The sequence below is a fragment of the Novipirellula artificiosorum genome (genome assembly GCF_007860135.1).
In the GTDB taxonomy this organism is placed as follows: domain Bacteria; phylum Planctomycetota; class Planctomycetia; order Pirellulales; family Pirellulaceae; genus Novipirellula_A; species Novipirellula_A artificiosorum.
On record NZ_SJPV01000004.1, the window covers coordinates 142,834 to 167,815 of the forward strand.

General features: G+C 54.3%; 16 protein-coding genes. 7 read left to right on the top strand and 9 right to left on the bottom strand.

The window, feature by feature from the left end:
* Nucleotides 1-110: 110 nt before the first annotated feature.
* From Poly41_RS13085 to Poly41_RS13090, 3 genes are all read right to left on the bottom strand, one after another.
* Entirely contained in the window at nt 111-803 is a 693-nt protein-coding gene (locus tag Poly41_RS13085; protein WP_146526635.1) for an SGNH/GDSL hydrolase family protein, read from the bottom strand.
* A gap of 85 nt (nt 804-888) precedes the next feature.
* Nucleotides 889-1,059 carry a hypothetical protein gene (locus Poly41_RS34065; protein ID WP_197231299.1) on the bottom strand — a complete coding sequence of 57 codons (171 nt, stop codon included), beginning with the start codon at nt 1,057-1,059 and terminating at the stop codon, nt 889-891.
* A 400-nt stretch (nt 1,060-1,459) separates the two neighbouring features.
* A complete protein-coding gene (locus tag Poly41_RS13090; protein WP_146526636.1) occupies nt 1,460-1,642 on the bottom strand; it encodes a hypothetical protein in 183 nt (60 codons plus the stop codon).
* Between the two features lie 265 nt (nt 1,643-1,907).
* On the opposite strand from Poly41_RS13090, the gene Poly41_RS13095 reads away from it, so the two are divergent.
* Entirely contained in the window at nt 1,908-3,725 is a 1,818-nt protein-coding gene (locus Poly41_RS13095; protein ID WP_146526637.1) for a hypothetical protein, read from the top strand.
* A gap of 513 nt (nt 3,726-4,238) precedes the next feature.
* Here Poly41_RS13095 and Poly41_RS13100 read toward each other — a convergent pair.
* Both Poly41_RS13100 and Poly41_RS13105 read right to left on the bottom strand, forming a co-directional pair.
* Nucleotides 4,239-5,657, bottom strand: a complete 1,419-nt coding sequence (locus Poly41_RS13100) for a glycoside hydrolase family protein (protein WP_146526638.1) — start codon at nt 5,655-5,657, stop codon at nt 4,239-4,241.
* Nucleotides 5,658-5,700: 43 nt separating this feature from the next.
* Nucleotides 5,701-6,891 (bottom strand): hypothetical protein, encoded by a 1,191-nt coding sequence (locus Poly41_RS13105; protein ID WP_146526639.1) that lies wholly within the window; start codon nt 6,889-6,891, stop codon nt 5,701-5,703.
* Nucleotides 6,892-7,333: 442 nt separating this feature from the next.
* Between Poly41_RS13105 and Poly41_RS13110 the strand changes: the two genes are divergently transcribed.
* The gene (locus Poly41_RS13110) at nt 7,334-10,594 is read left to right on the top strand and encodes a GH116 family glycosyl hydrolase (protein ID WP_197231300.1); all 3,261 of its coding nucleotides are present in this window, start codon (nt 7,334-7,336) and stop codon (nt 10,592-10,594) included.
* 76 nt (nt 10,595-10,670) lie between these two features.
* Here the strand turns inward: Poly41_RS13110 and Poly41_RS13115 are convergent, their stop codons facing one another.
* A complete protein-coding gene (locus Poly41_RS13115; protein ID WP_146526641.1) occupies nt 10,671-11,870 on the bottom strand; it encodes a non-reducing end alpha-L-arabinofuranosidase family hydrolase in 1,200 nt (399 codons plus the stop codon).
* Nucleotides 11,871-11,926: 56 nt separating this feature from the next.
* On the opposite strand from Poly41_RS13115, the gene Poly41_RS34070 reads away from it, so the two are divergent.
* Nucleotides 11,927-12,064, top strand: a complete 138-nt coding sequence (locus Poly41_RS34070; RefSeq protein ID WP_197231301.1) for a hypothetical protein — start codon at nt 11,927-11,929, stop codon at nt 12,062-12,064.
* Here the strand turns inward: Poly41_RS34070 and Poly41_RS13120 are convergent.
* Together Poly41_RS13120 and Poly41_RS34905 are read right to left on the bottom strand one after the other, a co-directional pair.
* Nucleotides 12,061-12,693: a metallophosphoesterase family protein gene (locus tag Poly41_RS13120; protein WP_146526642.1), complete on the bottom strand. Its 633-nt coding sequence runs from the start codon at nt 12,691-12,693 to the stop codon at nt 12,061-12,063. The genes Poly41_RS34070 and Poly41_RS13120 overlap by 4 nt on opposite strands.
* 183 nt (nt 12,694-12,876) lie before the next feature.
* Nucleotides 12,877-13,149: a hypothetical protein gene (locus Poly41_RS34905; RefSeq protein ID WP_231615667.1), complete on the bottom strand. Its 273-nt coding sequence runs from the start codon at nt 13,147-13,149 to the stop codon at nt 12,877-12,879.
* On the opposite strand from Poly41_RS34905, the gene Poly41_RS13125 reads away from it, so the two are divergent.
* The 3 genes from Poly41_RS13125 (at nt 13,034) to Poly41_RS13135 (ending at nt 18,494) form a co-directional block, all read left to right on the top strand.
* Nucleotides 13,034-14,308: a serine hydrolase gene (locus Poly41_RS13125; RefSeq protein ID WP_231615662.1), complete on the top strand. Its 1,275-nt coding sequence runs from the start codon at nt 13,034-13,036 to the stop codon at nt 14,306-14,308. The two genes, Poly41_RS34905 and Poly41_RS13125, sit on opposite strands and share 116 nt — an antisense overlap.
* 337 nt (nt 14,309-14,645) lie before the next feature.
* The gene (locus Poly41_RS13130) at nt 14,646-16,028 is read left to right on the top strand and encodes a PcfJ domain-containing protein (RefSeq protein WP_197231302.1); all 1,383 of its coding nucleotides are present in this window, start codon (nt 14,646-14,648) and stop codon (nt 16,026-16,028) included.
* Nucleotides 16,029-16,283: 255 nt separating this feature from the next.
* Nucleotides 16,284-18,494, top strand: a complete 2,211-nt coding sequence (locus tag Poly41_RS13135) for a GH39 family glycosyl hydrolase (RefSeq protein ID WP_146526645.1) — start codon at nt 16,284-16,286, stop codon at nt 18,492-18,494.
* Nucleotides 18,495-18,517: 23 nt separating this feature from the next.
* Here Poly41_RS13135 and Poly41_RS13140 read toward each other — a convergent pair whose 3' ends face one another.
* On the bottom strand, nt 18,518-20,410 hold the full coding sequence (locus Poly41_RS13140) for a DUF1593 domain-containing protein (RefSeq protein ID WP_146526646.1): 1,893 nt from the start codon (nt 20,408-20,410) through the stop codon (nt 18,518-18,520).
* Between the two features lie 499 nt (nt 20,411-20,909).
* Here Poly41_RS13140 and Poly41_RS13145 point away from each other — a divergent pair, with 499 nt between their 5' ends.
* Nucleotides 20,910-24,980: a PAS domain S-box protein gene (locus tag Poly41_RS13145; RefSeq protein ID WP_146526647.1), complete on the top strand. Its 4,071-nt coding sequence runs from the start codon at nt 20,910-20,912 to the stop codon at nt 24,978-24,980.
* Nucleotides 24,981-24,982: the final 2 nt, after the last annotated feature.

The window sequence follows — 24,982 nt, forward strand, 5'->3', positions numbered from 1 at the left end:
CAGCCTTTTAGCCGTCTGATAACGGAGTCCATTTCACTTGGTGCTGCAATTGCACGTCGCCGCTGAGGTCACGGATTTCGAGTGTAGCCACAGGTGCGGGCGGAGCTCAATCAATGCTGATGTGCCCGTAGTTTTCTTTGTGATGCTTTTCGGGCAGGAACCGATCGGATTGACTGGGCTACCTGCTCGGCGAGTTGCTGATATCCCTCGGTTGTAAAATGAACGTCACCCGCGCTCTTGAACAACTCGGGGGCAAAAGTGCGTGTGAGCTTGTTCAAGTCATTGATCTTCACACCGTGCTTCTGCATCACCTTTGCGGCAATAGCGTTGTATTTCAAGTCATCGTCGACTCTTCGACCCGCTTCGTTCTCAGGAACCACCGTCGTGCTGGCCCAGATCAAGGTTGCATGGGTTTTGCGTAGCCGCCGGACGAGTTGATCCAGGTTCTGCTCGTATTGCTCAAGCGAAGTGGTCAGGGTTCCACGATCTTTATCTCGTTGACCTTGAACCTTCGATTCCGGATGACGATAACAGAGATCCCACAAGCCCCAATTGAAATGAATAATGTCCCAATCTGTATCGCCCAGCCACGCATCCATCTTTGCCACGCCGGTGCCGGTGTGCTGGGCATTGCCCTTATTGTGCACGACATTCGCCTCATCCTGCATCATTGCGACGACATGTGGCGTGTATCCCAATGAAATGGAATCACCGATGATCAGGACATCCAGCTTGTCCTCAGCAGAGACGTTCAGGCTGCAGCAGAGGGCGATAATTGTAGATAGCAGTAAGATTTTGTTCATCAGCGATCCTATGAAGTTAGGCGAGGAAATGCTGCAAATGCTTGTTTCGTTTCTTTATCTCTATTTGCTTGGCAGTTGTCGTCGCTTACATCTCAGCCGTTTGCTCCGCGAAACACCAAAGTACTTGGTCAGTCCGAATCAAGACGTCATCGCCCACGGTCGAAGTGAGCCCACTGCCCGCCGGTCCCCGCCATTGAGGCCAGTTTTGATCGTCGCCGAAGACTTGCGAGACGCCACTCAGAAAAAGCAGCAACATCGTGGCTATACAAAAATTTGGCTCATCCGACGGAAGCGCGCGGAACCCAGACTCGAGGTTTTTTGGAGGTATGGCTCCGGTGTCCAATGATCTCTTAGAAAAGAGTCCCCGACGGTCGGTCGTCCGCCGGGAACCGGTAGCACCCTTGGCGCACCTTCGACCGGGATATCCCTTGTCAAGTTGCACCTCTGCAGAGCTCGACTCCGTTTCTACCGGCAACTGCACTATAACAAGTGAAAATAGCTCCTGCCAGCAATGATGGGACACCGGAGAGATGCCTCGAAAACCTCCTGCGCACGCTTCCGCCGGATGAGCCAAAAATTTCTCATGCTAGGCCCAGGGGAACGGAGGTGCGTCGATGTCGGGAGCCATTCAATATAGCTCGCCGTTCCGCAACATGTCACGAGAGAGCAGCGATAGCATGCACGAACTCGCCGAGTCCACTTTCAAGCAAATCGTTGCCTTCGCCTCCCTGCAACGTCTCATCGCCGGGATCGCCGAATAATCGGTCCTTGCCACCACGGTCATTGGCAAAGCGGAAACGAGCCCCGATCAGGGTGTCTGGTAAACGAAAAGGTCTCATCTTCGCTCGATCGCTTCCGGTGTTGCCCCAGACGTTCGCACCCGACGGCTTTCTGGCTAGAATAACGCTCCACTTTGCTTGTGTCAGTATGCTCACATCCGCACAGTCGGCGAAGTTGAGGAAGCTCGGGTGTCGAAAAAGAAGCCGCTGAGATCGCCACCAGCGATGCTTAGCAGGGCGTCACGGGTAATCTTGATGACGTTGAAAACCTGATTCAGGAAAAGGGACTCATCACGATTCCTGACAAACATTACGGGCACGGGTTATGCCAGAACCAGAAAAGAAGCGTTGGCTAGCGATTCCGAAAGATTGGGTCGTCAACGCAGCACCAATTGCGGGGATCTGTATTCTCCTCGGTTTTGGGTTCTTTCCGATTGCTTTCTCGCTGCTACACGTATGGCTTTGGTTACGCCATCCTCGCAGTCGGTCGCGATATCTGATCGCCGCGATCCCTATTGGCATCGTCGTTCTGATACTGTGCTTCATGATCTTCCTTAGCTATCTCGATTCACTCAGCATGGGTGGACCGGTACTTCAAGTACACATGAAGGAAGACGCTTTGCAGCTGGTCGGTGCCATCGCGGCAGGCGGATTGATTCCCATTCTTTACCGGTTGTTCTCACGCAATTCGCTTGCTTACGTTGGCGAATCAGATCCTGGCGACCGCTCGGGGCCATCGCGTGGCAGCATCGCTGACATGCTGTTTTTGTCAGCATTTTTCGCTCTGACATTGGTGACGTTGCAATCCGTCGATGTTGATACGGATCGGATGTTTAACTATTGGGGGCAGGCGACCGATCCAGTGGCGATGGCAATTGCCGGGTCGGTTGCCGGCATTGTATCGATGCGTTTGATATCGAGATCCAGCGGTCGTGCAGTCGTTGGTCGCTTTGCCCTTGCGTTCTTTTCCTCGCTACTTCTGATTTACGCGGTGTTGGAATTGAATCTATTTGTGCGATGGTGGTCGATGGACATTGGAGGCAGCTTCAAATTTTCCTGGCAAGACAAGTATTACTGGGAGAATGACCAGACTGCTCTTTTTCTATCTGCAGTTTCGATCCCGGTATTTGCTGTGTTGATGCGATGTTGTGGAGTCGTCTTAAGACGTGACGTCGTTTCGTCACGATTCCCCGTGCCGGAGACGCCGACAGCCGAAAAGGCGACCCGTCGTATCACGCGAGGGGCAATGCAGGTTGTGGGTACCCTGTTTATCGCCTTCATCGTTGGTGCCGTCTGTTTCTGGCCCGGAAAGCTTGGCGCGGGAATCCCCTGGACCTATTTGCAGCGGATCGAAGTCGATTCTGATGTTTATGAAACGATTTCACTTTCGTGGCCGGCTCTGATCGCAGACGCCGCGGTAGGGATCATGGTGACCATTGCCTTCGTTATCTCGGTCCCCCGGGATTCCCACAGGCGAATCCGAAGAGCGAAATTTACCATCCTGATCGTCTTTTTGTTGTTGCTCATTTATGCGTGCTACCTCTATCCATTGCGCCACTCCGGGATTCAGAAGGAGAAGGGCATCTTGTCGCTTCGTCGGGAAGAGGTGTTTGATTCGGCCTTGGAAAGCTTGCTCTACAAAGTCGAGGAGTTCTTTGGCTTGAACGAATGGATCAAACGAGGCGAGATCTACGCCATTCGTTTGCGAGAAGCCAACGATGATGAACTCCGGCAGGCGTTCACGCTTCCGCGACTTCGACGTCTACACCTGGAGAGTTGCGTTGTATCGGAATCGGTATTGCAGGACCTGGCAGCTTCAGAGACTTTGGAAGCGGTAAAGGTCGAGAAATGCCAACTACCAGAGGAGGCGGGCGATATCATTCGCAATCTGCCGCGATTGAATTACATGTCCGTCGATTTGCTAACGCTGAAATCGCTGAACATCCAATCTTTCAATCTACCGCAACGCGTGGACCTAGACATTTATACTGACGGCACGGAGATTATCAAAATTCCTGTGGGCGTAGGTAACGTATGGGTTTACGTTCCGATGGATCACGAGGGAGAGGTGTTGTTTGACCATGCAGGCAACGCAACAAAAATACGCGTGCAGCGGAATGAGTACCTCATCAACTTTTTCTAAATCTCGGGCGTCACGCGACCCCCAAGCGGATGTCTTCGACGGGGAGTGCATCCAGCCCGATACCGCAATGACCCTTCGCGTCCCTTCCGGATGCATGTTAGTGTTAAAGGCGGTGGATACGGAAACGGGCAAGCCGATTAAAGGAATGAGTTTCTGACGCAGCATGGAAGACAAACGCGGAGCGAGAACGGGGCTGAGCACAACCCCAACCTACGTTGACCATTCGAAGACCAATCATGACGGTATTCTGAAAGCGATTGTAAAGCCGGGAACGCTCACAATTGGCGTTGGTTGGAGTGATGTCCCCCAAATCATACCGAGGATCCAGCGTTCGTGTAGGCAACCAGATTGTCGACCTGAACGTCAGGGAACGGCCTGAAATTAGGAATCACGCATCACGATTACCTATCTCGACCAAAACGCTGGCAGTTGTCGTGTTATGGCTGTTCGGTTCGACGCCAGTGCAAACGAAGTCGAATGCGAAAAAATAGGCAGATCGACGTCCACGTTGAATCATTCGCTGAATGACCTCAACGGATCCTGATAGATCCCGCCAAAATTGATGTGCCCCCAGCGAACGGTCGCATCGTCGACTATTCGCAGAAAGGCTTGCTTGCCTTTCAATCCCGTACAGTCAACGAACACTTTTTGCAGAGCATTGGAGTCCTTGCCGGTTACACGCACGAGCTCTTTGCCGGACTCGGATTCGACAAGAGCTACGTACAGCTTTTGCAAATCGTTGCCACCAGAGACCAAAAGAATGTAGCCCTCGCTGTCCAAGATGAACTCAGGCGATTGGACGACAGCAGTTTGTCCGTCGTCGAATTTTCCCTGCCCAACTTCCGCTGTTGCGACAAAATACGCTGTTTTCGCTTTGAAGTCCTGCCGCGAGGAATTAGTGAATACCGAAGCAAGGCTGCCGCTCTTCATGGCCCAGGCTTCACGCTCGTCAGCGGAATTGAAGTCAAAGACGGGCTCGCCCAATTCAGGCAACTTCAGCCATTTCAGACGAGCGATTTTGATTCCTTTCAAGCTGTCCAGCAGCGAGGCGACGTAGTACTGGCCCTCGTGGTGAATGATCTCGGGCGCCGCGACATGCCAACTTCGCACCAGTTTACTGTCATCGTCGATGCCGAAGTTCAGTGGATTGTTGGACCAATAGACCCAGTTTCGAGCGTTTTCACCGTAGGTCTCGTTTCGGAAGAAAATGTACTGTCCTGGTTCCACTTCGACGACATGAGGACACTCATTATTGCACGCGCCTGGCCCAACCTTGCCACCATAGGAGACCACGGAGGATTCGCTCCATGTCATCAGATCAGGCGACGTTCGACAGTACGCATAGCCACGACCGTTCGGGAAAGCGGTGTAGTAGCAATGCCACAATCCATTGATCTGGATCAGCATGGCATCGCGTGTATTGCAACCGGGCCCCTCGGTGAAGGCACCTGTCTTTCCATTGGGCTGGATCACGCGTTCGAAGGCCTTTCCGTCTTTGCTGGTCGCAAAGCAGATATTGTTCCAGTCGCCATAGGCCATGTAGTAGAGGCCCTTGTAGCGAACGACGTGAGGTGCTTGCAGACCACCGGGGCTTTCTCCGAACTCGGGTTTGGCCTCCATTGCGATGCCCATTGGTTTCCAATGTTCATCGGTCAAACTCTGACCTTCCCAGCGATAGAAGAGCCGAGTGTGTTGGCCGCAACCGGTCCCACGAATGCAGGACCACAATTGCCACGTGCCATCTGCGGCTTGCCATACACCAAAATCAACCGGTTGCTGTCCCGGTCGGGTGTAGTCGCCCAAATCGGGGTCACCTGCAACTTGCCACCACTGGCCATCGATCACGGGCGTGAGCGTCTCTTCTCCGTCGGTCGGTGACGCAAACAGGGTAAGCGTGACAGCTACCGCAAAGACTACATTGCAAAGATGCATCGTCGTTTCCCTTCGTTCGTTCCGTCTTTTTCATCAAGACAGATCACTGTGTCGCCACGGCTTCGAAGATTGCGATCTGACCGTCATTGAGTTTCCCTTGACCATTTTCGCCACCATTCCGCCAAGACAACGTGATCGCGAAGAGTTTACGGTCACGGCGAACGGTTTTCAATCCATGCATGTGACGCATGAATTGGAGGTCGTCAAATTCTGCAGGAATCAGCGAACCGGTCGATTCGAAGTTCTTGAGCACCATCACAGGAGCCACGCCGTTAGTCGACGGCAAGGAGTCAAGAAGCGGGACGAACGTCAAATCACCTTGGAAGTCTAGGTTGCAAGGTCGCGCTGCATTGTGTAGCTGAGCGTAGTATTGGCCCTCCGTAGCATTCAGATTGATCATTGCACCGTTCGGGGTGAAGCCATACAAACGGCCATGTCCTCGCGAAGCAATTTGAACGGTCTCGATTCCATCTTCGGTTATCTTGAGTTCAATTCCATGCCCTGTCAGAAACGGGCCGCCTTGCTGAATTCGTCCCCCAAAGGCGACACCATCCCACTTCCATGCACCGTCGACTCGCCGAGCCGAGATCGCAAAATCACCATTGCTGTAGCCCGTCACCACCAACAATCGTTTGGCCGTTGGAACCCAAACCACATCACACGGAACGAATCGTCCACCTGATTTGTAGTACGCGTTCACGCCGGGATTATCAAACTCCGTTCCTTTGGGGGATTCAAGACGCGCGATCACCTTGCCACGCTTTGAAACGACAACTTCTTGCGTATTGGTCGATGCCGACGCATAGTACACTTCGCCATCGATCGTAAAGCAATCCATGCCGTGGGAATTCATGCCACCGGCAAAGTGGGGATCTTGGTCGTCCACCAAGGACCAAGATTTCATTTGTTGGTCAAGTTTGACTAAGCCATAATTGGCGACCACGGTCACAACCTCGCCTGTTTCCGGGTCTTCATCTGCGTTGTTATGAAGTCCCGGTTTGGCTGCGGCGACCATCGCTTCGGGTTGCAGTCCCAAGTCGGGTCGGTGCTTCCATTGATAGGTCACTCCATCGGCAACAAAGGAGTTGGCCTCAGGTCCAGCGGCGGTGGCTACCATCTGCTGCGGGGCACTTGCTGCTTCGTGAGGATGGTCATGGCCCTCATGAGCCAATGCGTTGGTAGCCACGAAGCAGGAAAGAACAATACTGGTACGAAAGCGAAGTCGTTGTGTCATTGAAATCGAAAAGCCGTTTGAAGTGGAAAAGAGATGCCTCGAGACGTTGCCGGAAATGCGATAGGTGGGCACGGGGGTTGTGCCGCGGAAACAAGTCTTTGAATTCGGTGTTTGCAGACTCTTTCGTCAACAAAGAATCTGGGCAACCGTAGGAAACGCTCGTAGAAGTCTAACCGAGAACGGTCCGGCCATCCATTCACCTTCGTCCCGATGATCTAAATTGCTCCTCCCCTTGGTAGCCTGTGTCGAGGATCGTCTGATATGGTTCAACGGTGTCATGCTGGGGTCGCAGCTATCAAGGAATCGAGTCGGCAGCAGGTGCGCACCGAACGAACCGTTTTATGCAATGATAGTAGAGGATTTGCTACTTCCCTGCGATTCGTCTCTACCGTTGATCGCCCCTTGCCTCCTTAATGTGAACCACGAACCGAGTGTGAAAACGATGAAAGAAAATAGCGATCCGCGAAACGAACAACAAACTTGCCAATCCTCCTCCTGCGAGTGCTCGCAGGATTCGGGGTTGCAGCGACGCAAATTCCTGACCCTCGTTGGTGCCGGAGCAGGCGTGGTGGGGATTTCCGGTGTCACTCCGTCCAGAACTTACGCCGAGAGGCCATCGAACGACTTGGCTGATCACTTTGTTCCCGAAGACAAACAGCTGACCAAAGAGTGGTTGCATTTGCTCACCGCCAAGGGGGAGCGAAAACCGTATCGAGAGGAGGAGTTGCAAACGATCGGCATGCCCTGTGGTGGCATTGCTGCGGGGCAACTTTACGTTCTCGGTGACGGTTCCCTGGGGTACTGGTGGATTGCCAACAACAGTCACAACACGGGCTATGGCAAAAGCTATGAGTTGGAGACGCCGATGGGTACCTACCCGGTTTGTTATCCGGACAAACCTTTTACACCCCCTGCACCCGTAGACCAGGGCTTTGCACTTCGTGTCGGCAATTCGGTAAGACAGCTCAACCAAAACGACTATGATGACATTGAATTCATCGGGGAGTATCCGGTTGCAACCCTTCGTTACCTTTCCAAGAACGAATCCTTGCCTGTTCAAGTCGAAGCCGATGTGTTTTCGCCTTTCATTCCCTTAAACGCCCGAGACTCGGCGAACCCCGCAACGATCCTTCGCTATACGGTCGAAAACACGAGTGACGAACAACAGGAAATTGCGATTGCCGGCTGGTTGCAAAACCCCGTTGGACTTAGTGACCTATCGAATTGGCACGCGCTCAATCAAAACGTTGTCACTGACATGGACGGAAAACAATCGGTGCAAATGTGCGCCATTGAAAAGCCAAAGGAGGTCGAAGCGGAGCCTGTCGTGAAGCTGTTTGAGGACTTTGAGGCGGGCTATGAAAACTGGATCATCGAAGGGGAGGCCTTTGGTGAGATCCCAGCGGATGGGACACTGCCGGGTCAACAGCGGGTGTCTGGATTTCGTGGAAAGAAACTGGTGAACACTTTCCTTGGCGGGAATGACGGGAAAACGGGCACGGCGACTTCAAGTGAGTTTGAGATCGAATTGCCGTACGTTGTCTTTCTGATCGGCGGCGGATCGCACGAAGGGACGGCGATCCAATTGTTGGTCAATGACACCGTCGTCAAATCAACAGCGGGCAAGAGCCGCGAATCGCTCCAGACGGGTTACTGGGATGTCACCGATCTGGTTGGAAAAAGAGCTCGCATCCGAATCCTCGATTCTGAAACTGGGGGCTGGGGACACGTTAACGTTGATCACATTTACTTCTCGGATCAAAACCCACTCGCGAGACAACCGTACGACCCTCACCACCGCCATGCCGGAGATGTCTCTCTCACCGCCTTGGCCGAAAATTCGACGGCAGTGGCTGCATTTGAAAGTCGCGCAGAATTCCTTCGCGCATTTGGCCAATCCGCTCGACTCTCGGGTGTGGTGAAAGCGACGCATGAACTCGGCGCTACGCGAGTTGCTGGAGTGAGCTCCGCAACGACTCTCGCTCCGGGCGAGAAAGCGACCATTGATTTTCTCCTCACCTGGTATTTCCCCAACCGAGGCGCGAACGGTCGGGCCGGCTGGGGTGGTGAGGCCAACGCCGGTGAACGTGTTGGAAATCGCTACAACCAATGGTACTCCAGTTCTCAGGAGGTTGCCAAGTATTTGGCTGACCATTTTCAACGGCTCACGACGGAAACGGCTCTGTTTCGGGATACCTACTTCGATTCATCGTTGCCCTACTGGTTTCTGCAGCGAGTGGGAATGCCATTGGCGAATCTGGCGACCGAAACGGTCACCTGGCGTGAAGACGGTTACCTCTGGGCGTGGGAGGGAGTCGGTTGTTGCTCCGGAAATTGTGGTCACGTTTGGAACTACGCACAGGGCATGGCGAGGCTTTTTCCTGAGCTTGAAAGGAGCGTTCGTGAGTTCCAGGATTTTGATCCGAAACGCGGGTATCGTGAACAAGATGGAGCGATCTTTTTCCGAGGCGTTCAGGTCGTGGATTGGTCCGGTGGCTGGGCTGGCGATGCCATGGGCGGATATATCCTGAAAGCCTTCCGCGAATACACCTGTTCCAAAGATGACGCATTCTTAAAAAGATACTGGCCTCAAATTAGGAAATCCATTCAATTTCTGATGCGACTCGACGGCGAAGACGGAAGCATTGATGGTCTGATTCAGGGCAAGCAGCACAACACCTATGACATTGATTATTACGGCGCCAATACGCTTGTGGGGGCATTGTATCTTGCCGCTTTGAAGGCCGGACAGAAGATGGCGGAGGACGTCGGCGACCGGGCCTTTGCAAAGCAATGCCAGACCCTGGCGAAGAAGGGGGCCGAATCGACGATGAAGCAAATTTGGAATGAAGAGTACGGATATTTCGTTCAGAATGTTGATTTGGCAAAGCATCCGAAGAATCAACAGGGCGATGGCTGTCTGGCAGATCAACTTTTCGGACAATCGTTCGCCCACCAGCTGAATTTAGGCTACTTGTATCCGCAGCAAGCCGTGCAAAAGACAGTCAACTCGATTTGGAAATACAACTGGGCACCAGATATTGCTCCACAGAACCAAGAGCATCCGCCCGAGCGTTGGTATTGTCGCCCGGGTGAAGCCGGATTGTTCATGTGTACTTGGCCGAAATCAAAACACCTTGGCCCAACATCGGTGCGTTACCGTGATGAAGTTTGGACGGGAACCGAGTATCAAGTTGCTGCACATATGCTGTATGAAGGCATGGTTACCGAGGGCCTCGCGATCGTACGAGCGATTCATGAACGTTACGACGGAATCGACCATAACCCTTGGAACGAAATTGAATGCGGTGATCACTACGCTCGAGCCTTGGCGTCGTGGGGATGTTTGTTGGGCGTCAGCGGGTTTTCCTATCATGGACCGAAGGGTCAAATTGGATTCGCTCCCAAACAAGCCGCCGAAGCATTTCGTTGCTTTTTCTCGGCGGCAGAAGGATGGGGAACGTTTTGCCAAACGCGAGCGGACGGGAAACAAACGGCGACACTGAAGGTGAAGTGGGGTTCGGTGGCGTTGAACCAATTCACGCTTGAGGTGCCAGAGGAAAAGAAGGTCACGTCGGTTACCATCAAAGGAGCAACCGATGTCGCCCCCAAGTTCACTCAGTCAGGCAACCGCGTCACGATCCTTTTTCGTGAGACGATCGTCGTCAAGCCAGATTCGATTCTTGCGATTAAGATGGTTTGATCCATGGCAAGTGAACGTGAATGTTTCTAGTTTCTTGTGTCATGAGGGTCATAACTTAACGACCGAACGTACGCGTTCACTTTGTGTGCGCGGGTGAGTTCAACTTCAGCGTCCCGAGTCGCCATGGGATTTGACCGTAGTCGCCGCTTTGATACTCTTCGTCACTGGCGCCCTGAAACAGCAGTTCTAGATTGTCGGGATCGATCTCAAGTTTTTGATTGACGCCGGCACGGACAAACTCTCCGTGGCTGTAGGATGTCGCCCATGATTGGGACTGGTTGACGACGTTGTTAGGCGAGACCAGCGGCTTGTCTTGACTCGCTGCCAAGGGAGTCCAGGTACCGTCCAGTGTGTCGGCGACGAAGCCTTTGAAGTAACGTCGTTTGCCAGCTTGAGCCTCGACGATTGTCAGGAATTTGTCTTGGCCTCGCAAGGCATAAGTATGGCTTGCTTCGAAAATATCTGCCTGCAACGCCACCTTCGGTTCGGTCCATCCCTTGTTGGGAAACTGATCGATCAAGGTTGCTGCTCGCCACATTTGTCCGTTGAGCGAAGTGAAGAACAAGTGTGCCTTTGTGTCGTCGCAGATAATCCAGAAATCCAGTCCCGCCTTTGCACCCTGCTTAACGACATAAAGGGGCTCGGGTAACGTCCATCCGTGCGGATCGGCAAGGTCGTCATTGGTCGAGAAACAGGGTCCGTACTTGAGCTGCCGCGTCGTGTCCTCTGCTTGATAAACGAGATACCACTTCTGATGAGGCTCGAAGTAGAAGATCTGCGGCGCTCCGTGATACCCCATGGTCAAATCCAGAACGGTCCAGTCAGCATTGTTGGCGTCAGACCAATCCGCGAATGATAAATAGCCGATTCGGATTCGACCCTCGCCCTGCTTTGCCTTCCGCAAAGTACAGAACAAGTGCCATCGTCCATCGAAACGAACAACACTCGGGTCTTTGACGGCCAACCAGGGATGTTCAAGCGACGGGGGAAGCCGATCCTGGTTGACCGCCAGTAGTGGCGGGCCGACCTTCCAGTGAAAGATCCCGTTTGACGTGGCTTGCCCGTAAGCGATGTTGATCAGCAGTACTCCAAGGATGGACCCGACGCATTGCAGGGCGGTGCGAACGCAACGAACCGAGCGACCGCTCGGCCGCGCGTCGGACCGCTCCCGTTGGTTGCTGGAACCATGCTCCGAAGATGACAAGTTCGGGCTTAACGGATCGAGGTTGGCTTGGAACAAAGACAACGCCTTGTGATGTGCGGATGCGAGATTCATCCTGCCATTCTACTACTTGAGCTGGCCGCGCACATATCGATCTATCGAAAAAGGCGATGGTTCTGACTGTACTCTTATGCTTGCCGATTTTCGTCAGTCACGCTTCGGTGAGCCGAGCCGAAGGTGTCGTGATGCTTCTGCCTTACGCGACTTACACGGGCCTATTGGTTGCGGCGTCGCAACAGAAAGATTAAAGAAGGAAGTACGGGGTGAACTCGCCCGTATCCGTATCAAGCACCGCACACCACCCGCAAAGAACACCATGAACGATTAGGAAAGAGCGTTCTTGCGGCTTGAGCACGATCGGACGAGTTCCATCCCAATCCGATTTCCGATCGGCAGTCCACATTTGCCAGCGATGATAGTGACCGATTAGAAAAGCATGATTCGGAAATGTGGTGAAGACGGACGAAAGGCTCTCGCCAGACCAGGGTGGATCGCCGAGATAGAAGATTCCGGGGTCGGTCGCATCCCACGTCGGCATCCCGTGCGAAAATCGTACGCCCCCGATTTCAAGGTGTGGCCTGAGGGTTTGAAAAAACTCGAGAACATCTTCACCGAATTTCCCGAAGGTTTCTGTATCGGGACCGACACAGAGTCCAAGGTCGTGATTCCCCCAAACACCGACCGTGTTTGGGTTGCGCAGCAGTGCGACTGTCTCCCGTATCCGTTCACCGACCTCACAGACGTCACCGAGAATGACGACCTGGTCGACACGGCATGATTGAAACCGATCCAGTGCAGACCGCAGGTTTTCGACGTGCTCGTGGATGTCAGCGAGAATGCCGATCTTCATGCGTTGTGGACTCCAATCAATCGACACGCAGAACTTCCCTGCGATATTGGCGTTCCGTTACCGCGGTTTGGCTAGTCTAATTTGGCTAACCAAACTTTAACCGAGTCGGGATCTCGAGGTCAACATCCGTTGTGGATAACTCAGACGCACGTCGCGTTATTGCGTATCCTAACGACTGACACCTAATCCCTTTCTATTTACGCTTGGATTTCAAATGATGAAGTGCACCTCCTCGATTGTTATTATCTCAACACTCTTAGCGACAAGCATTTGCTCAAGCTCCTCGGCGGAAGACTCGGCTAAGGAGATGGCCGCGAAGCTCGCGGAGATTTCTCGTAAGCATGACGTGCCAGCAATGACGGTTGCAGTGGTCAACACAAATGGACCGGTGAAGGCGGCTTGCTTTGGTAATCGAAAACGGGGAACGACGGATAAGGTTACGCTGTCAGACAGGTTTCCGATCGGGTCCAATACCAAATCCATGACAGCAACCTTGGCGGCCGTGATGGTGGAAACCGGGCAGATCGACTGGGATACGACCCTCGGTGACGTTTGGCCCAAAGCAACGGACGACAATCTTCACCCGATTCTGCGAACGGTAACCTTGGACCAATTGTTGTCCCACCAAAGTGGGCTACCTGGCAACATTTCCGATCTTTCAGGCCAGGCTTGGGCTGGCTTCTTCGACGAAAAACAATCGCCCCCATTGGAACGCCGACGGATGCTCAACTTGGTGCTTTCCCAAGAACCGTCGCAGCCTCAGGGGCAGTTCGCTTACTCGAATCTCGGTTATGCGATCGCCTCGGCGATGCTGGAGACTCGCGCTGGTGTGTCGTTTGAGTCTCTCATGAAGCAACACGTGTTCGTCCCTCTCGAAATGGGTTCGGCAGACTTTCGTTCGATGAAATCAGCAAAGCAACGTCAGCCGCCATTGTTGTGGGGCCATCAAGCTGCCAATGGCGATCCCGTCGATCCAAGAACGGCGGGATCTGAAAACCCAACGGTCTATGCCGCAGCAGGAACGGTTCACTTGTCAACCGAGGACTATGCGAAATATGCGAGATGGCACTTAGCAGGCAAGCCTTCGCCGGTGCTTCGAACCCAGAACGCCTTCGATCATCTCCACAAGCCCCAGGTCGACTACTCCCTGCCAGGTGCAAAGTACGGTTGTGGTTGGATCATCATGGATACGGGACTCGGTCCCGCTCTCAATCACACGGGATCCAACACGAATGCGTATGCGTTGATTTGGGTGCTACCCGAGTCAGACTTCGCTGCCGTCGTCTGCGCGAATTCGGGGCAATCGCAGGCGTATTCAGCTTGCGACGCAATGATGAGTCACTTAATGATGGAACTCGCTACAACTCAAACCAAGCCGAAGGTGGTCACACCTGAGCGGCTGGTCGGCCGATATCAACTCGCTCCCAACTTTATCTTTGACGTGAACCTCAGAGACGGTCACTTGATGGTTGGCATCACGAACCAACCGACGCAGGAAGTCTTTGCAGATTCACCAACGAAGTGGTCGTACCGCGGTGTCGATGCACAATTGGAGTTTCATCTTCGCGCCGAAGGCCCGGCCTACGCCCTGACGCTTCACCAAAACGGCGCTGCACAGCAAGCAAAGCGGGTTCGTGAATAAACGGTCAAGATGTCTGCGTCCTGCGAACCCGCTGGCCAAATCGGTGTCTCTCTACCCATCGAGCTTGCCGCTTCTGCCATCTCTTTACCTTTGTTCGCTGAGTTAACCCTATGTCCTTGCATTTCTCATTACCGACCGTGTTGATCCCGCCGAACGGGCGCGACTCGCTACAAGTAGGGAAAAAGAGATGGGAAAGAAAAGCAAGAATCCGGATCGAGAGTCCCCGTCCAGGAGGCAAATCCACCACGTCCAACGCCTAGGGCTGGGCTCGGTAGAGGAGTACCAGCATTGGTGCACTGAGCATGGTTTCGGGCTGGGGCCCAAAAAAACGAATCGCATGTTGAGGCGAGAGCGGGACCATGCCGCATCGCTGACGGCGAAGCATGCGATGCACATGCGCCGTCAGCATCAAGTTTCAGAAAAACAGCTGTTGACTGGAATCGCAAGCGGTGAAATCGAGAAGGACTCCATCGCGGATCCGCATGTCGGACGATTTGCCGCGTTGATATCGCACCTGGTGCAGCACAACCATCGTACAGAACTTCGCAAGCCAGTCTTTCGTAGGAAAGACCTCGTCGTTCTGCTCGAGCATCTGCAGTCCGTCGGTTGCAAGTTGCACGACAAATCAAATCGTCATCGCAGCCTTTCGCCGGGTGGAATCTCGATTTTGGAGTCGTTAGTATTGGTCGCTCATGCTCGCCCTCAATGGGTCCGTCCCTTAGGTGACTGGAAACCAAGGACTCACAACGCCAAGCGTCAGTTTCACTCGCTGCTTCGGCATCTTTTTGATCGTTTTGGAGAGGTTCCCCTGTTCATGGACCATGCCTGGACCATGGGGACTCAAACTGGTGGTGGACTCGACCCAAAGGGAGTCGAGTTTCGCGATTGGTATCTCCACCTTGGTGTGGGACGAAGCCTCCGCGATCAGCGACTGCCACTCAAGTTTACTAAACGCATGGCTCACCAGTTCAAGGATGCGCCGGCGGATGTCACCATTCCTCAAGCGTTACGTTGGGCGCAGGTCATCGGACTGGGTGGGGACGAGCGATTGGCTCGCGCGGTGGCAGGAACCCGCTTAGCCGACGACTTCGAGCATGACGATTTCTGGACAACGGTCCTTCGTTGGCTGATGGAGCAGTCGATGCTGGACCTCGTTCAGATCGGACCCATGCTTGACTACATTCACCATCAAAGATTCGTGCCGCAACGAGTCTTTGGCATTTTAGAGGACCACGAAAATCCGCAACCCGCAGAGCCCAACTTCACGATGAAGGGAAGAACAGCGAACTCGCTGCTACGGCAAGTCGAGGCGTGGCATCGCGCCTTGGCGGGAAGCAATCGAATTCAGATCGCAAATTGGAAACCGGTTGGGATCGCCGGATTTGAGTTCATGGAAGGTAACGAAACATCCGGAAACGCAAAGATCTGGACCATTCGAGAACTTCTCTGCTCCCGATCATTGGTCGTCGAAGGTCGCAACCTAAACCACTGCGTTGCCACATACGCCAGCAGCTGCTCTCGTGGAGGCACATCGATATGGACTCTCGAAGTAGAAACCAACACCGAAGTTGATAAACGGATCACGATCGAAGTTCGACCGACGTCCCGAACGATTGTCCAGGCACGTGGACGGAGCAATCGTTTGATGAAAGAGCAAGAACGAGGAATCGTTCGGCGATGGTGTGCCCAAGCAGGGCTGACGCTCAGCCCAGGGGTCTGAGCGCAGCGGTTCTGTGTCGCTCGTCGAAGGCACGACGGCACCTTGTATCCCGATGGCATCTGGAATAACAGGATTCATCTCCGCGAGGGTCTCGACAAAGCGTTCAGGTCTCGACCAAGGGGTCATCCGAATTTCCTGCGACTTTGGTAAGATTGTCCTTCACGGAGGTTCACGATGCGAGGCAAACAGCTTTCCCCGCAGACCTGGACTCGTTGACACCGAAATGCACTCCTATTTCGAAACGGATCCTCACCGATGAGACACCGGCAAACAAGCGTTCTGCCCACTTGGCTGCTTTTGGGGGTGATGCTGTGTGGCGTTGGGCTGCCGGTACGTCGCGTCCACGGCGACCTGACGATCGACGCAACTTGTCTGGAACAAACACCGCTGGGCATACGCGTCGGGCAGGCTGTCGACAGCGTGCAGGTCGGCAATTCCAGAGCGTTGCGGTTCCAGAACGAAGGAATCACTGTTCCACTTTCATCGTCGTTGAGCGCGAAATCGGGGACCGTGAGCGTTCGGTTTCAGGTTTCGTCTGATTGGCCGATCGAAACACGTGGAACACTTTTTCATGTTGGCGACCGATCCAACGTTCATGTGACCTTGTTCGTCACGGGCGGTCGAATGACCGCAGTCTACAAGGCTGGTGAGGAGCACTATGCCGCAATCAACTGTACCGAGCCCGCACGTTGGGAGGCCGAGTCTTGGCACACCGCAACGTTCCGCTGGCAAGCCGACGGCCAGTCGGTCAATTTCTATCTGGATTTGGATGGCAGGCTTGTCGGCCGCCAGACCGGGCGTTTGATCGACCCATGGCCGAAAACCGGATATGTGGGAGTTCGCCGGCAGGGCCAAGCTTGGCAAGGCTTGATCGAACGGATCAGCCTCTCCACTTCGTTTGCCCTGCCCCGGGAACTCCAACCCGGCCAACGCAAGATCATCGTGGACGGCGACAGCGCGGTGGGTGAGTGCCACAATTTTTGGTCCATTTGCAACTACACCAGCCAGCACATGTTTGCGGACCCGCGATACGAGGAAATCGCGCGGCGCGACAAGCCGTTTATGAAGTATGTGAATTGCGTAAGACTCCTCGGTGGGCGACAAGATGGTCGGAACGAGTGGTTTAAGGGCGTTGATAAGAATGGCAAATTGGACTGCGAATTCTCTGGAATGGTTCAGTACCTGCGTGGAATCCAAGATGCCGGATACACGCCGCGCATTGTGTTGGACAATATCCCTACGGCAATGAGCGAGCCGGGAGCATTGGCTAAATACGGCAATACGAGGCCCGCGAGAGATCTGAAGGTTTGGCATGAGTACGTGCGGCAAGCGGTAACAGCGATGGTCGATGCATTCGGCGTCGAGACCGTCTCGGAGTGGAGGTTTCGTGTTGGCACCGAGCCCGATCTGTATCCTGGGCACTGGCAGGGCACAAAAGAGGAGTACTTACATCACTACGATTGCACGGTCGATGCGGTATGCTCGGTATTGCCCAACGTAGAGATCGGGCCCGGTAACGTTCTTAATCCGGCTCACGCAGATCGAGTGAACGGGGCCGGGCAGAAGCCGTGGGGCTTGGACATCGTGGATCACTGTGCGACGGGAACGAATACCTGGACGGGAAAGGTCGGCACCCGAATTTGTTTTCTCGAGTGCTCCTGGTATGGTGCCGTTGGAAAATCCATCGACTCGCTGGATGTGGCGATCCAGCGGATGCGAGACCGGCTGGCACGCTATCCAAAGCTGTCCAACTTGCCCGTGTCGATTGCCGAGTTCGCCATTTTGCAGGATGAGCACGGACGCCGATTGTACAGTGGCGACATCACCGAGTGGGGCGCCAGTTGGTATGCCGCCATCGCGGACCAAGTTTACGAGCTAGACGTCCCGCAAGTTCACGAGTGGGCTCAAGCAACCGCTGGCATCTTGCATCCGCGAACCTCTGTGATTGCAATGTTGCAGCGCATGCAAGGTGGGCAGCGGTTGTCGGTGACGGTTGCGGCGGACGGTGCCGCGCGAGCAGGCGCACTGGGATGTATTAAGGATGGCAGCTACTACATCTTGCTCTACAACCACCGCCCCTGGCGCACACCCTCGATTCCTGAACAGATCGATCTCACCTTGAAAGCCAAACGTCTAGCGACCGGCGATAAGTGGACCGTCTCGCAGTGGGGAATCGACAAGGATCACGGCGTGTTTGCGCACCAGTTGTACGCGGATTGCGAGCAGGCGGGTATTTTGCCGTTGCCCGATTCGCCTCTCTACGGCGGCAACGTGGCGCTGCGTTTTGGATCCGCCGCGAGCAAGATCCTGGCGAGCAACCGGTCTACCTACGTTCAACGGGCCAGGCCAGCCGAACTGCAGCAGAAAGAACCTTTGTCGGTTGCGGATGGTGCCGTGCAGCTGACGATTGACATGCCGGGACACAGCGTGCGGCTGTTGGTTCTCACTCCCGAGTCGACTCAATAACGAACCGTAGAAGCAAGTCCTCGCTAATCTTTTCCATCAGCTGTTTCGTTGAGTTTCCACAACTCGATACCGGCGAGGTTTGCCGCGCCGCCATCACTGGTCAGTACGATGTTACCGTCGGCCACGCGAGCGACCCAGGGGCCGAGGCGGTTCCAGTGGCCAGCTGTGCCGCTGGCGTAGTTGCGTGTCACCGGGTGGCGTTCCAGGAAAAAGTCGAGTTGCTCCGAATGATTGTCCTCGAAGACATGCACAAACACGGCGTACGTTCCCACCGGCAAGCGGTTGAACGATACCTCCAAATCCCGACTGAAACGGAAAGAGGTCAACATCGTTGTGTGATCGGCATCAACGGCTGGTTGAGGCTTGACATCTTTCGTCACCAGTGCCTTGCCATTGCAATCAAAATTCCGCGAATCCTCACCTTGCCACTGCCGACCGTCGATCTGAACGGGTGGCCCATTAACGTTAACCGCTCGTTGGAAAACCCACGGCCCATCGGGAGCGGGGATGAACTCAGTGAGCGGTGGTACGACTTCGGCAGACGATAGCCAGACGCCGGGAGGCGGCTCGATCGGCTCACCGCCCACGTTCAAGATCGCGCGGCGATAGGAGGTCAGCGCTGGCTCACCTCGATCGGTCACTTCCAGGATCACATGAATCGTCTGGCCCGATGCGTTGCTGGGAATTGTGATAACGGTCTCGGCGGTTTCGGAACCCTGAAGGGGCGCAGCGAGCCAGTGGCTCCCGGCTTCGACATAATTCCACCAGCGGAATTGCAGGGCGTGTCCGTCCGGATCGGAAGAGCCGACGGCGGAGAGTCGGACGTCCTGATTGGCATCGCTCTCGATTTGCAGCACGCGGCCAGTCTGGTCGCCATTGAGCACTGCAATCGGTTCGTGATTCGCGTTTCTGAACGAGGAGACGCACCAGTCCATGCGGGCCGCAAACGAATTTTGAAAGGCATCACGCCAGCGGTGGACAGGGTAGAGCACATCCGGCACATGTTCGCGAAGATCGCTGGCACTCGTGAATTCCATCCCACTCCCGCTACGCTCGAAGCGGCCACCCCAGTTGCCCCATCCAGGATGCTCGGGATCGCTCAAACCATCGGGCAGCACATAGAAGAATGAAGGCGTATCTCCTTCCTTGACGCCAACCTTGCCAGCCGCCTTGGCCGGATAAATTGGCCCCAATGCGCCATGCGCGGTGCGGACGTTTTGCTCAAGCCATTGGGGCGCAACGATTGTCTGGTCCCCCTCCTTCCAGATACCACGAAACTGGCCGTCAGAATAAATCCAAAAGATGTCCGGATGATTCTTCTTAATCCATTCGGCCGTGTGATCTTGGTCAGCGATCGAGTGAACACGAATCTTGCGTTTGAAGGCCGCCAGTTGCTCAGCGGTACGTGTGTTTTGCACCTTCCAGATGGCTTGAGCAAGTTCACGCGGTCCGCCCCAGATTGAGAACCACACCGGCCGAGGATCATCACGGTCCAACACGCGAATGATCCACTCCGATGCCTCCGAGTCTCGTCCAGGACCGACCGTGTGGGGGTCACCGTTCGAGCCGTCTTTGATCAGCTTCTTCAACTGATCGTGCGACGGGAAATCTTCGCGGTGCTGGAGTAGATTGGGCAACACCTGTCCGTAGGCGTCCACCGCCTTGTGTAGTAGCTCGGGGTGCGTGACCTTGTAATGTCCGTGCCCGAACCCGGTACACAAGCCTTCGACATCGAGATCACAGGCGTAGAGCAGAAAGCGGACGATCGACTGTTCGTCATCTGGGTCCCCACCAATGTCGGTCATCACAACAAGACGCGGCTTGGCAGCCGATGTGTCCGTTGGCAAGCAGATCCACCATGCGGTCGCAAAGAAGAGGGCACCAACTATACGACGCAGGAAGTAGCTTGTGTTCATGATTTTGTATTTCCAATGGATTCAACGGCGTTGGCGATAAAGCTGGTGATCGCCCAGGCAGCAACGATGCTCAAAAAAACTACGGCACAGGGTCATCTCTGACGGTTGATGAAGCGGTTTCGTTATCCGTTTAACCGCTGCGCTCAAGAAAACGACGCGCCGACGGCACCGCGAAGCCCCTTGAAGAATCTCGGCCTGGATGAGATTCAGAATAGTGCGGCGACCCAAGGTGGGTCAATTGCTCGTTTGACGTTTGTTCAAGAAGCCCATTGCCCCAAGTATCAGAGCTTACTCGTCTTGCGATTGCGCCTGATGCAATCAAGAAACGATGGGCCTAGTGATTCGCGGTTGGTCGCAATCTGCTAGACTGCCTGAACACTTGGAATCTGCCGATTTTTTCGGGAAACAGAGTTCCCTCGGCACTCGCTGCCCAACCTCGTCGCCGCGCGACAAATGAGGCGGCAATGCTACGCTTCCCTCTGAGAACAACGCGGTAGACATGGCCAAGAAGAAAAAAAACAGAACGGACACGCAAAGCAATACGAAGAATCCGGAAGCTGACTCGGTCGCAGATTGCTTTCCGATCGTTGGAATCGGTGCTTCGGCAGGTGGGCTTGCAGCGTTCAAACAATTCCTGAAGCCGATGCCGGCTGACAATGGGATGGCGTTTGTCTTGATTCCGCATCTGGATCCCACGCATGAAAGCTTGATGGTCGAACTGCTGTCGACCCAAACGTCGATGCCGGTGGTTGAAGCCGAAGACGGCATGACCGTCGAGGTGAACCGCGTGTACGTCATTCCACCCAATCGTTTCCTGACCATTTCCCATGGTGTCTTGCAACTGATCGATCCACCGGAGCGGGGTGGGTGGCAAACGGCGATCGATTGCTTTCTAAAATCGTTGGCTGCGGACCAACGGGAACGAGCGATAGGCATTGTCCTCTCGGGCACCGGCAGTCATGGAACACCCGGCATTCGCGAAATCAAATTGATGGGTGGAATGGTCGTGGTTCAATCGCCTGAATCGGCCGAGTACAACCAAATGCCTCTCAGCGCGATCGCAACGGGGTTGCCGGATTGCGTTTTGCCGCCCGACCAAATGGCCACGGCGTTGGTCAAGTATATCGCACAACCGTATCTCAAACGCAGCCAGAAGATGTTGGCTTCCTCGCAAGAGGAAGCGGAGCAACTGGCTCGGGTTTTAAACGTTTTGCGGACACGTTCTAAGTACGATTTTCGAAATTATCGCAAAGCGATGATCCTGCGCCGTGTCCTACGCCGCATGGGATTGTGTCACATCGCTAAATTGGATGACTACTTGGCTCTGTTGCGAGATCGGCCGGAAGAAGTCACGGCGTTGTACAAGGATCTGTTGATCGGAGTGACGGCATTCTTTCGCGATCCGGAAGCGTTTGAAGTCCTTGAGAAAGAAGTGATCCCAGCGATGATCGCCCGTCAAACGGGTGAATTCCCGATCCGTGTTTGGGTTCCCAGCTGTGCGACGGGCGAAGAAGCCTATTCGATTGCGATGCTGTTTTTCGAAGGCTTTGCGGCGAATGATATACCTTGCAATGTTCAGATCTTTGCCAGTGACATCGACGAGGATTCCATCGAAGTAGCGCGGAGCGGTATTTATCCTAAAAGTATTGCGATCGATGTCTCGGCCGAGCGACTCAAACGATTCTTTGTCAAGGTGGATGACCAGCGCTTCCAAATCAATAAGCGGCTTCGCGAGTCGATTGTCTTCTCGCAGCAAAACTTGATCAGCGATCCACCCTTTTCGAAGCTCCATCTGATTTCCTGTCGCAATTTCCTAATCTACCTTGAACCGCAAATTCAGCAAAAGTTGATCGCGCTGTTTCACTTCGCGCTGGCCGAAGATGGGCATTTGCTGCTGGGGCCCTCCGAGACGATTGGACGGGCCGTTGACATGTTCGTGACGGTGTCAAAAAAGTGGCGTCTGTTTCGACGAATCGGACCCCAGCGTCGAGACTTGATTGAGATACCACTCGTGCGTCGCCAGGATCGATTGCGCGAGGTCGCACATCATCCGGCCACTTCGGGACAACGTAAAAGTTTCAAGGAGTTGGCGGAAAAGCTGATCCTCAGCGAGTTTGCGCCGGCCACCGTGTTGATCAACCGGCGTTTCGAAATTCTGTATGTCGCTGGCCCGTTGGTCGACTATCTCGAATTTCCAATGGGCGAACTTTCCAAAGATCTGTTGGCGATGGCAAGATCAGGATTGCGGACAAAGATCCGTGCGATCTGCAACCAATCGATTCGCAGCAACGAACCGGTTGCCGATTGCTGCGCACGCGTTAAACGTAACGGAGGGTATGTACATTGCACCATCGCAGTGCGTCCCTTGACGGAACCGAAACAAGCTGAAGGATTGATGCTGGTCACGTTTGAAGATCTTAGGCCCGACCCTGTTCAAACCAGTGGCGATGCATTGAACTCGCCCGTCCCAAATGAGGATCAGTCGACGGGAATGAGGAGCGTGTTTGTTGATGAAACACCACTGGTCCAACAACTTGAACTTGAGTTGAAGTCGACGCGTGAGGATCTGCAAAGCACGATTGAGGAGATGGAAAGCGCGAATGAGGAACTGAAAGCATCGAACGAAGAAATCATGTCGATGAATGAGGAACTTCAGTCTGCCAACGAAGAACTCGAAACCTCGAAAGAAGAACTGCAGTCGTTGAACGAGGAATTGAGTACCGTCAATAATCAACTTGTTGATAAGGTTAGTGAACTCGACAAGACCAACGCCGACATCACCAACTTGATGGCGAGTACCGATATCGCCACGATCTTTCTAAACAACGACCTGCAGATTGAACGCTTCACTCCGCCTGTGATTCCGTTGTTCAATCTGTTGCCTACCGACGTGGGGCGTCCGCTTGCTGATATCGCACACCCCTTTTCGGATCGCTCCATGCACCAAGAGTGCCAGCAAGTCCTGACGAACCTGGCCCCAATGGTACGTGAGGTTCAGACGGACTCGTCGCAGTCCTACCTGCGCCGTATTTTGCCCTACCGGACGGGCGACAATCGGATCGGCGGCGTGGTGATTACGTTTTTGGATCTCACCGACCGAGTCGTGGCCGAGCGACAATCGCGGCTGTTGTCCATTGCACTTCATGACTCCAACGATGCTGTCACCATGCAAGCGATGGATGGGCGTATTACGTCGTGGAATCGCGGTGCCGAAAAGATGTATGGCTACAGCGAATCCGAAGCGATGACCATGAATGCTTGCGACCTGGTTCCTGATGGGCAAATGGATGCAACTTTGGCAGCGATCCATCGAATCTCGGCTGGGGAATCATCAGAATCGTTCGAAACGCGACATCGAGCGAAGGATGGACGCATTTTAGACGTTTCGATGACCGTTTCGAAGGGCGAGGATGCAGCGGAGACAACCGTGGTCGCGACCCACCGGGATGTTACCGAGCGGAATCGATTGGAAAGGCAATTGCAAGAAAGCGAAAAACGCATGCGTGCAATTTTGGAAACAGCACCCGATGCGATTGTCACCATCAATCACCAGGGGATTATCGATAGCATTAACCCCGCAACCGAGAAAATGTTTGGCTACCGCGACGACGAGATCGTCGGCCAGAATGTATCGATGTTGATGTTACCTCCACTGCGTGATGAGCACGACGGCTACCTGCAACGGTTCCTCGAGACACGAGAGCGACGGATGATCGGCAACCGTCGCGAAGTGACGGCGGTTCGCAAGGACGGATCGACGTTTCATGTCGACCTTTCGATTAGCCAGGTCGATCGTTTGGACCTTTTCACGGGTGTGATGCGAGACATTACGGCAAGGAAGAATTTGGAATCGCACGTGTTGGAAATTGCCACCAATGAGCAGCGACGGATCGGGCAAGAATTACACGATGGGACTCAGCAAGAATTGACCGCCTTGTCGTTGTTCGCCGGGACAATGGTCAGCGTCTTGAGCTCAGCATCAAGACAAGTTCCACAATCGAACCAGGACAAAGGTCCCGTTTCCTGGATCCTTGAGGACAGGGTGTTTGTGCAAATCCAGGAAGCTGCGTCGCGGCTGGCCAACGGTTTGAGTGAAGCGAGTCGGCATGTACATGAGCTCTCGCATGGCATCTTACCGGTTCAACTCGACTCGGAAGGTCTGAGGTCAGCGTTGATCGACCTCGCCGAGGCGACCGATCTTCAACAGACCGTCAGCTGCAGCTTTGACTGTTCGGGTGCCATCGCGGTGGCCAATACAACCGTCGCAACCCAGTTGTATCGCATCGCCCAAGAGGCACTCAGTAATGCGGTGCGGCACGGTTCCGCCAGCGAAATCCGCATTTCCCTTGTAAGAAAATTGGATGCCCTTGTGTTGGAGGTGAGTGACAATGGGCGAGGCTTTGATGCGATCGTACCCAACCAGTACGCCTCGGCCACGTCCGGCATGGGATTGCGAATCATGGACTATCGAGCCAACTCGATCGGCGGAGTGCTCCGTTTCCGACGAGGTGAGGATGGCGGAACGATCGTCCAATGTACCGTACCGATTGGGGCACTTTCAGCTGTCTAGCG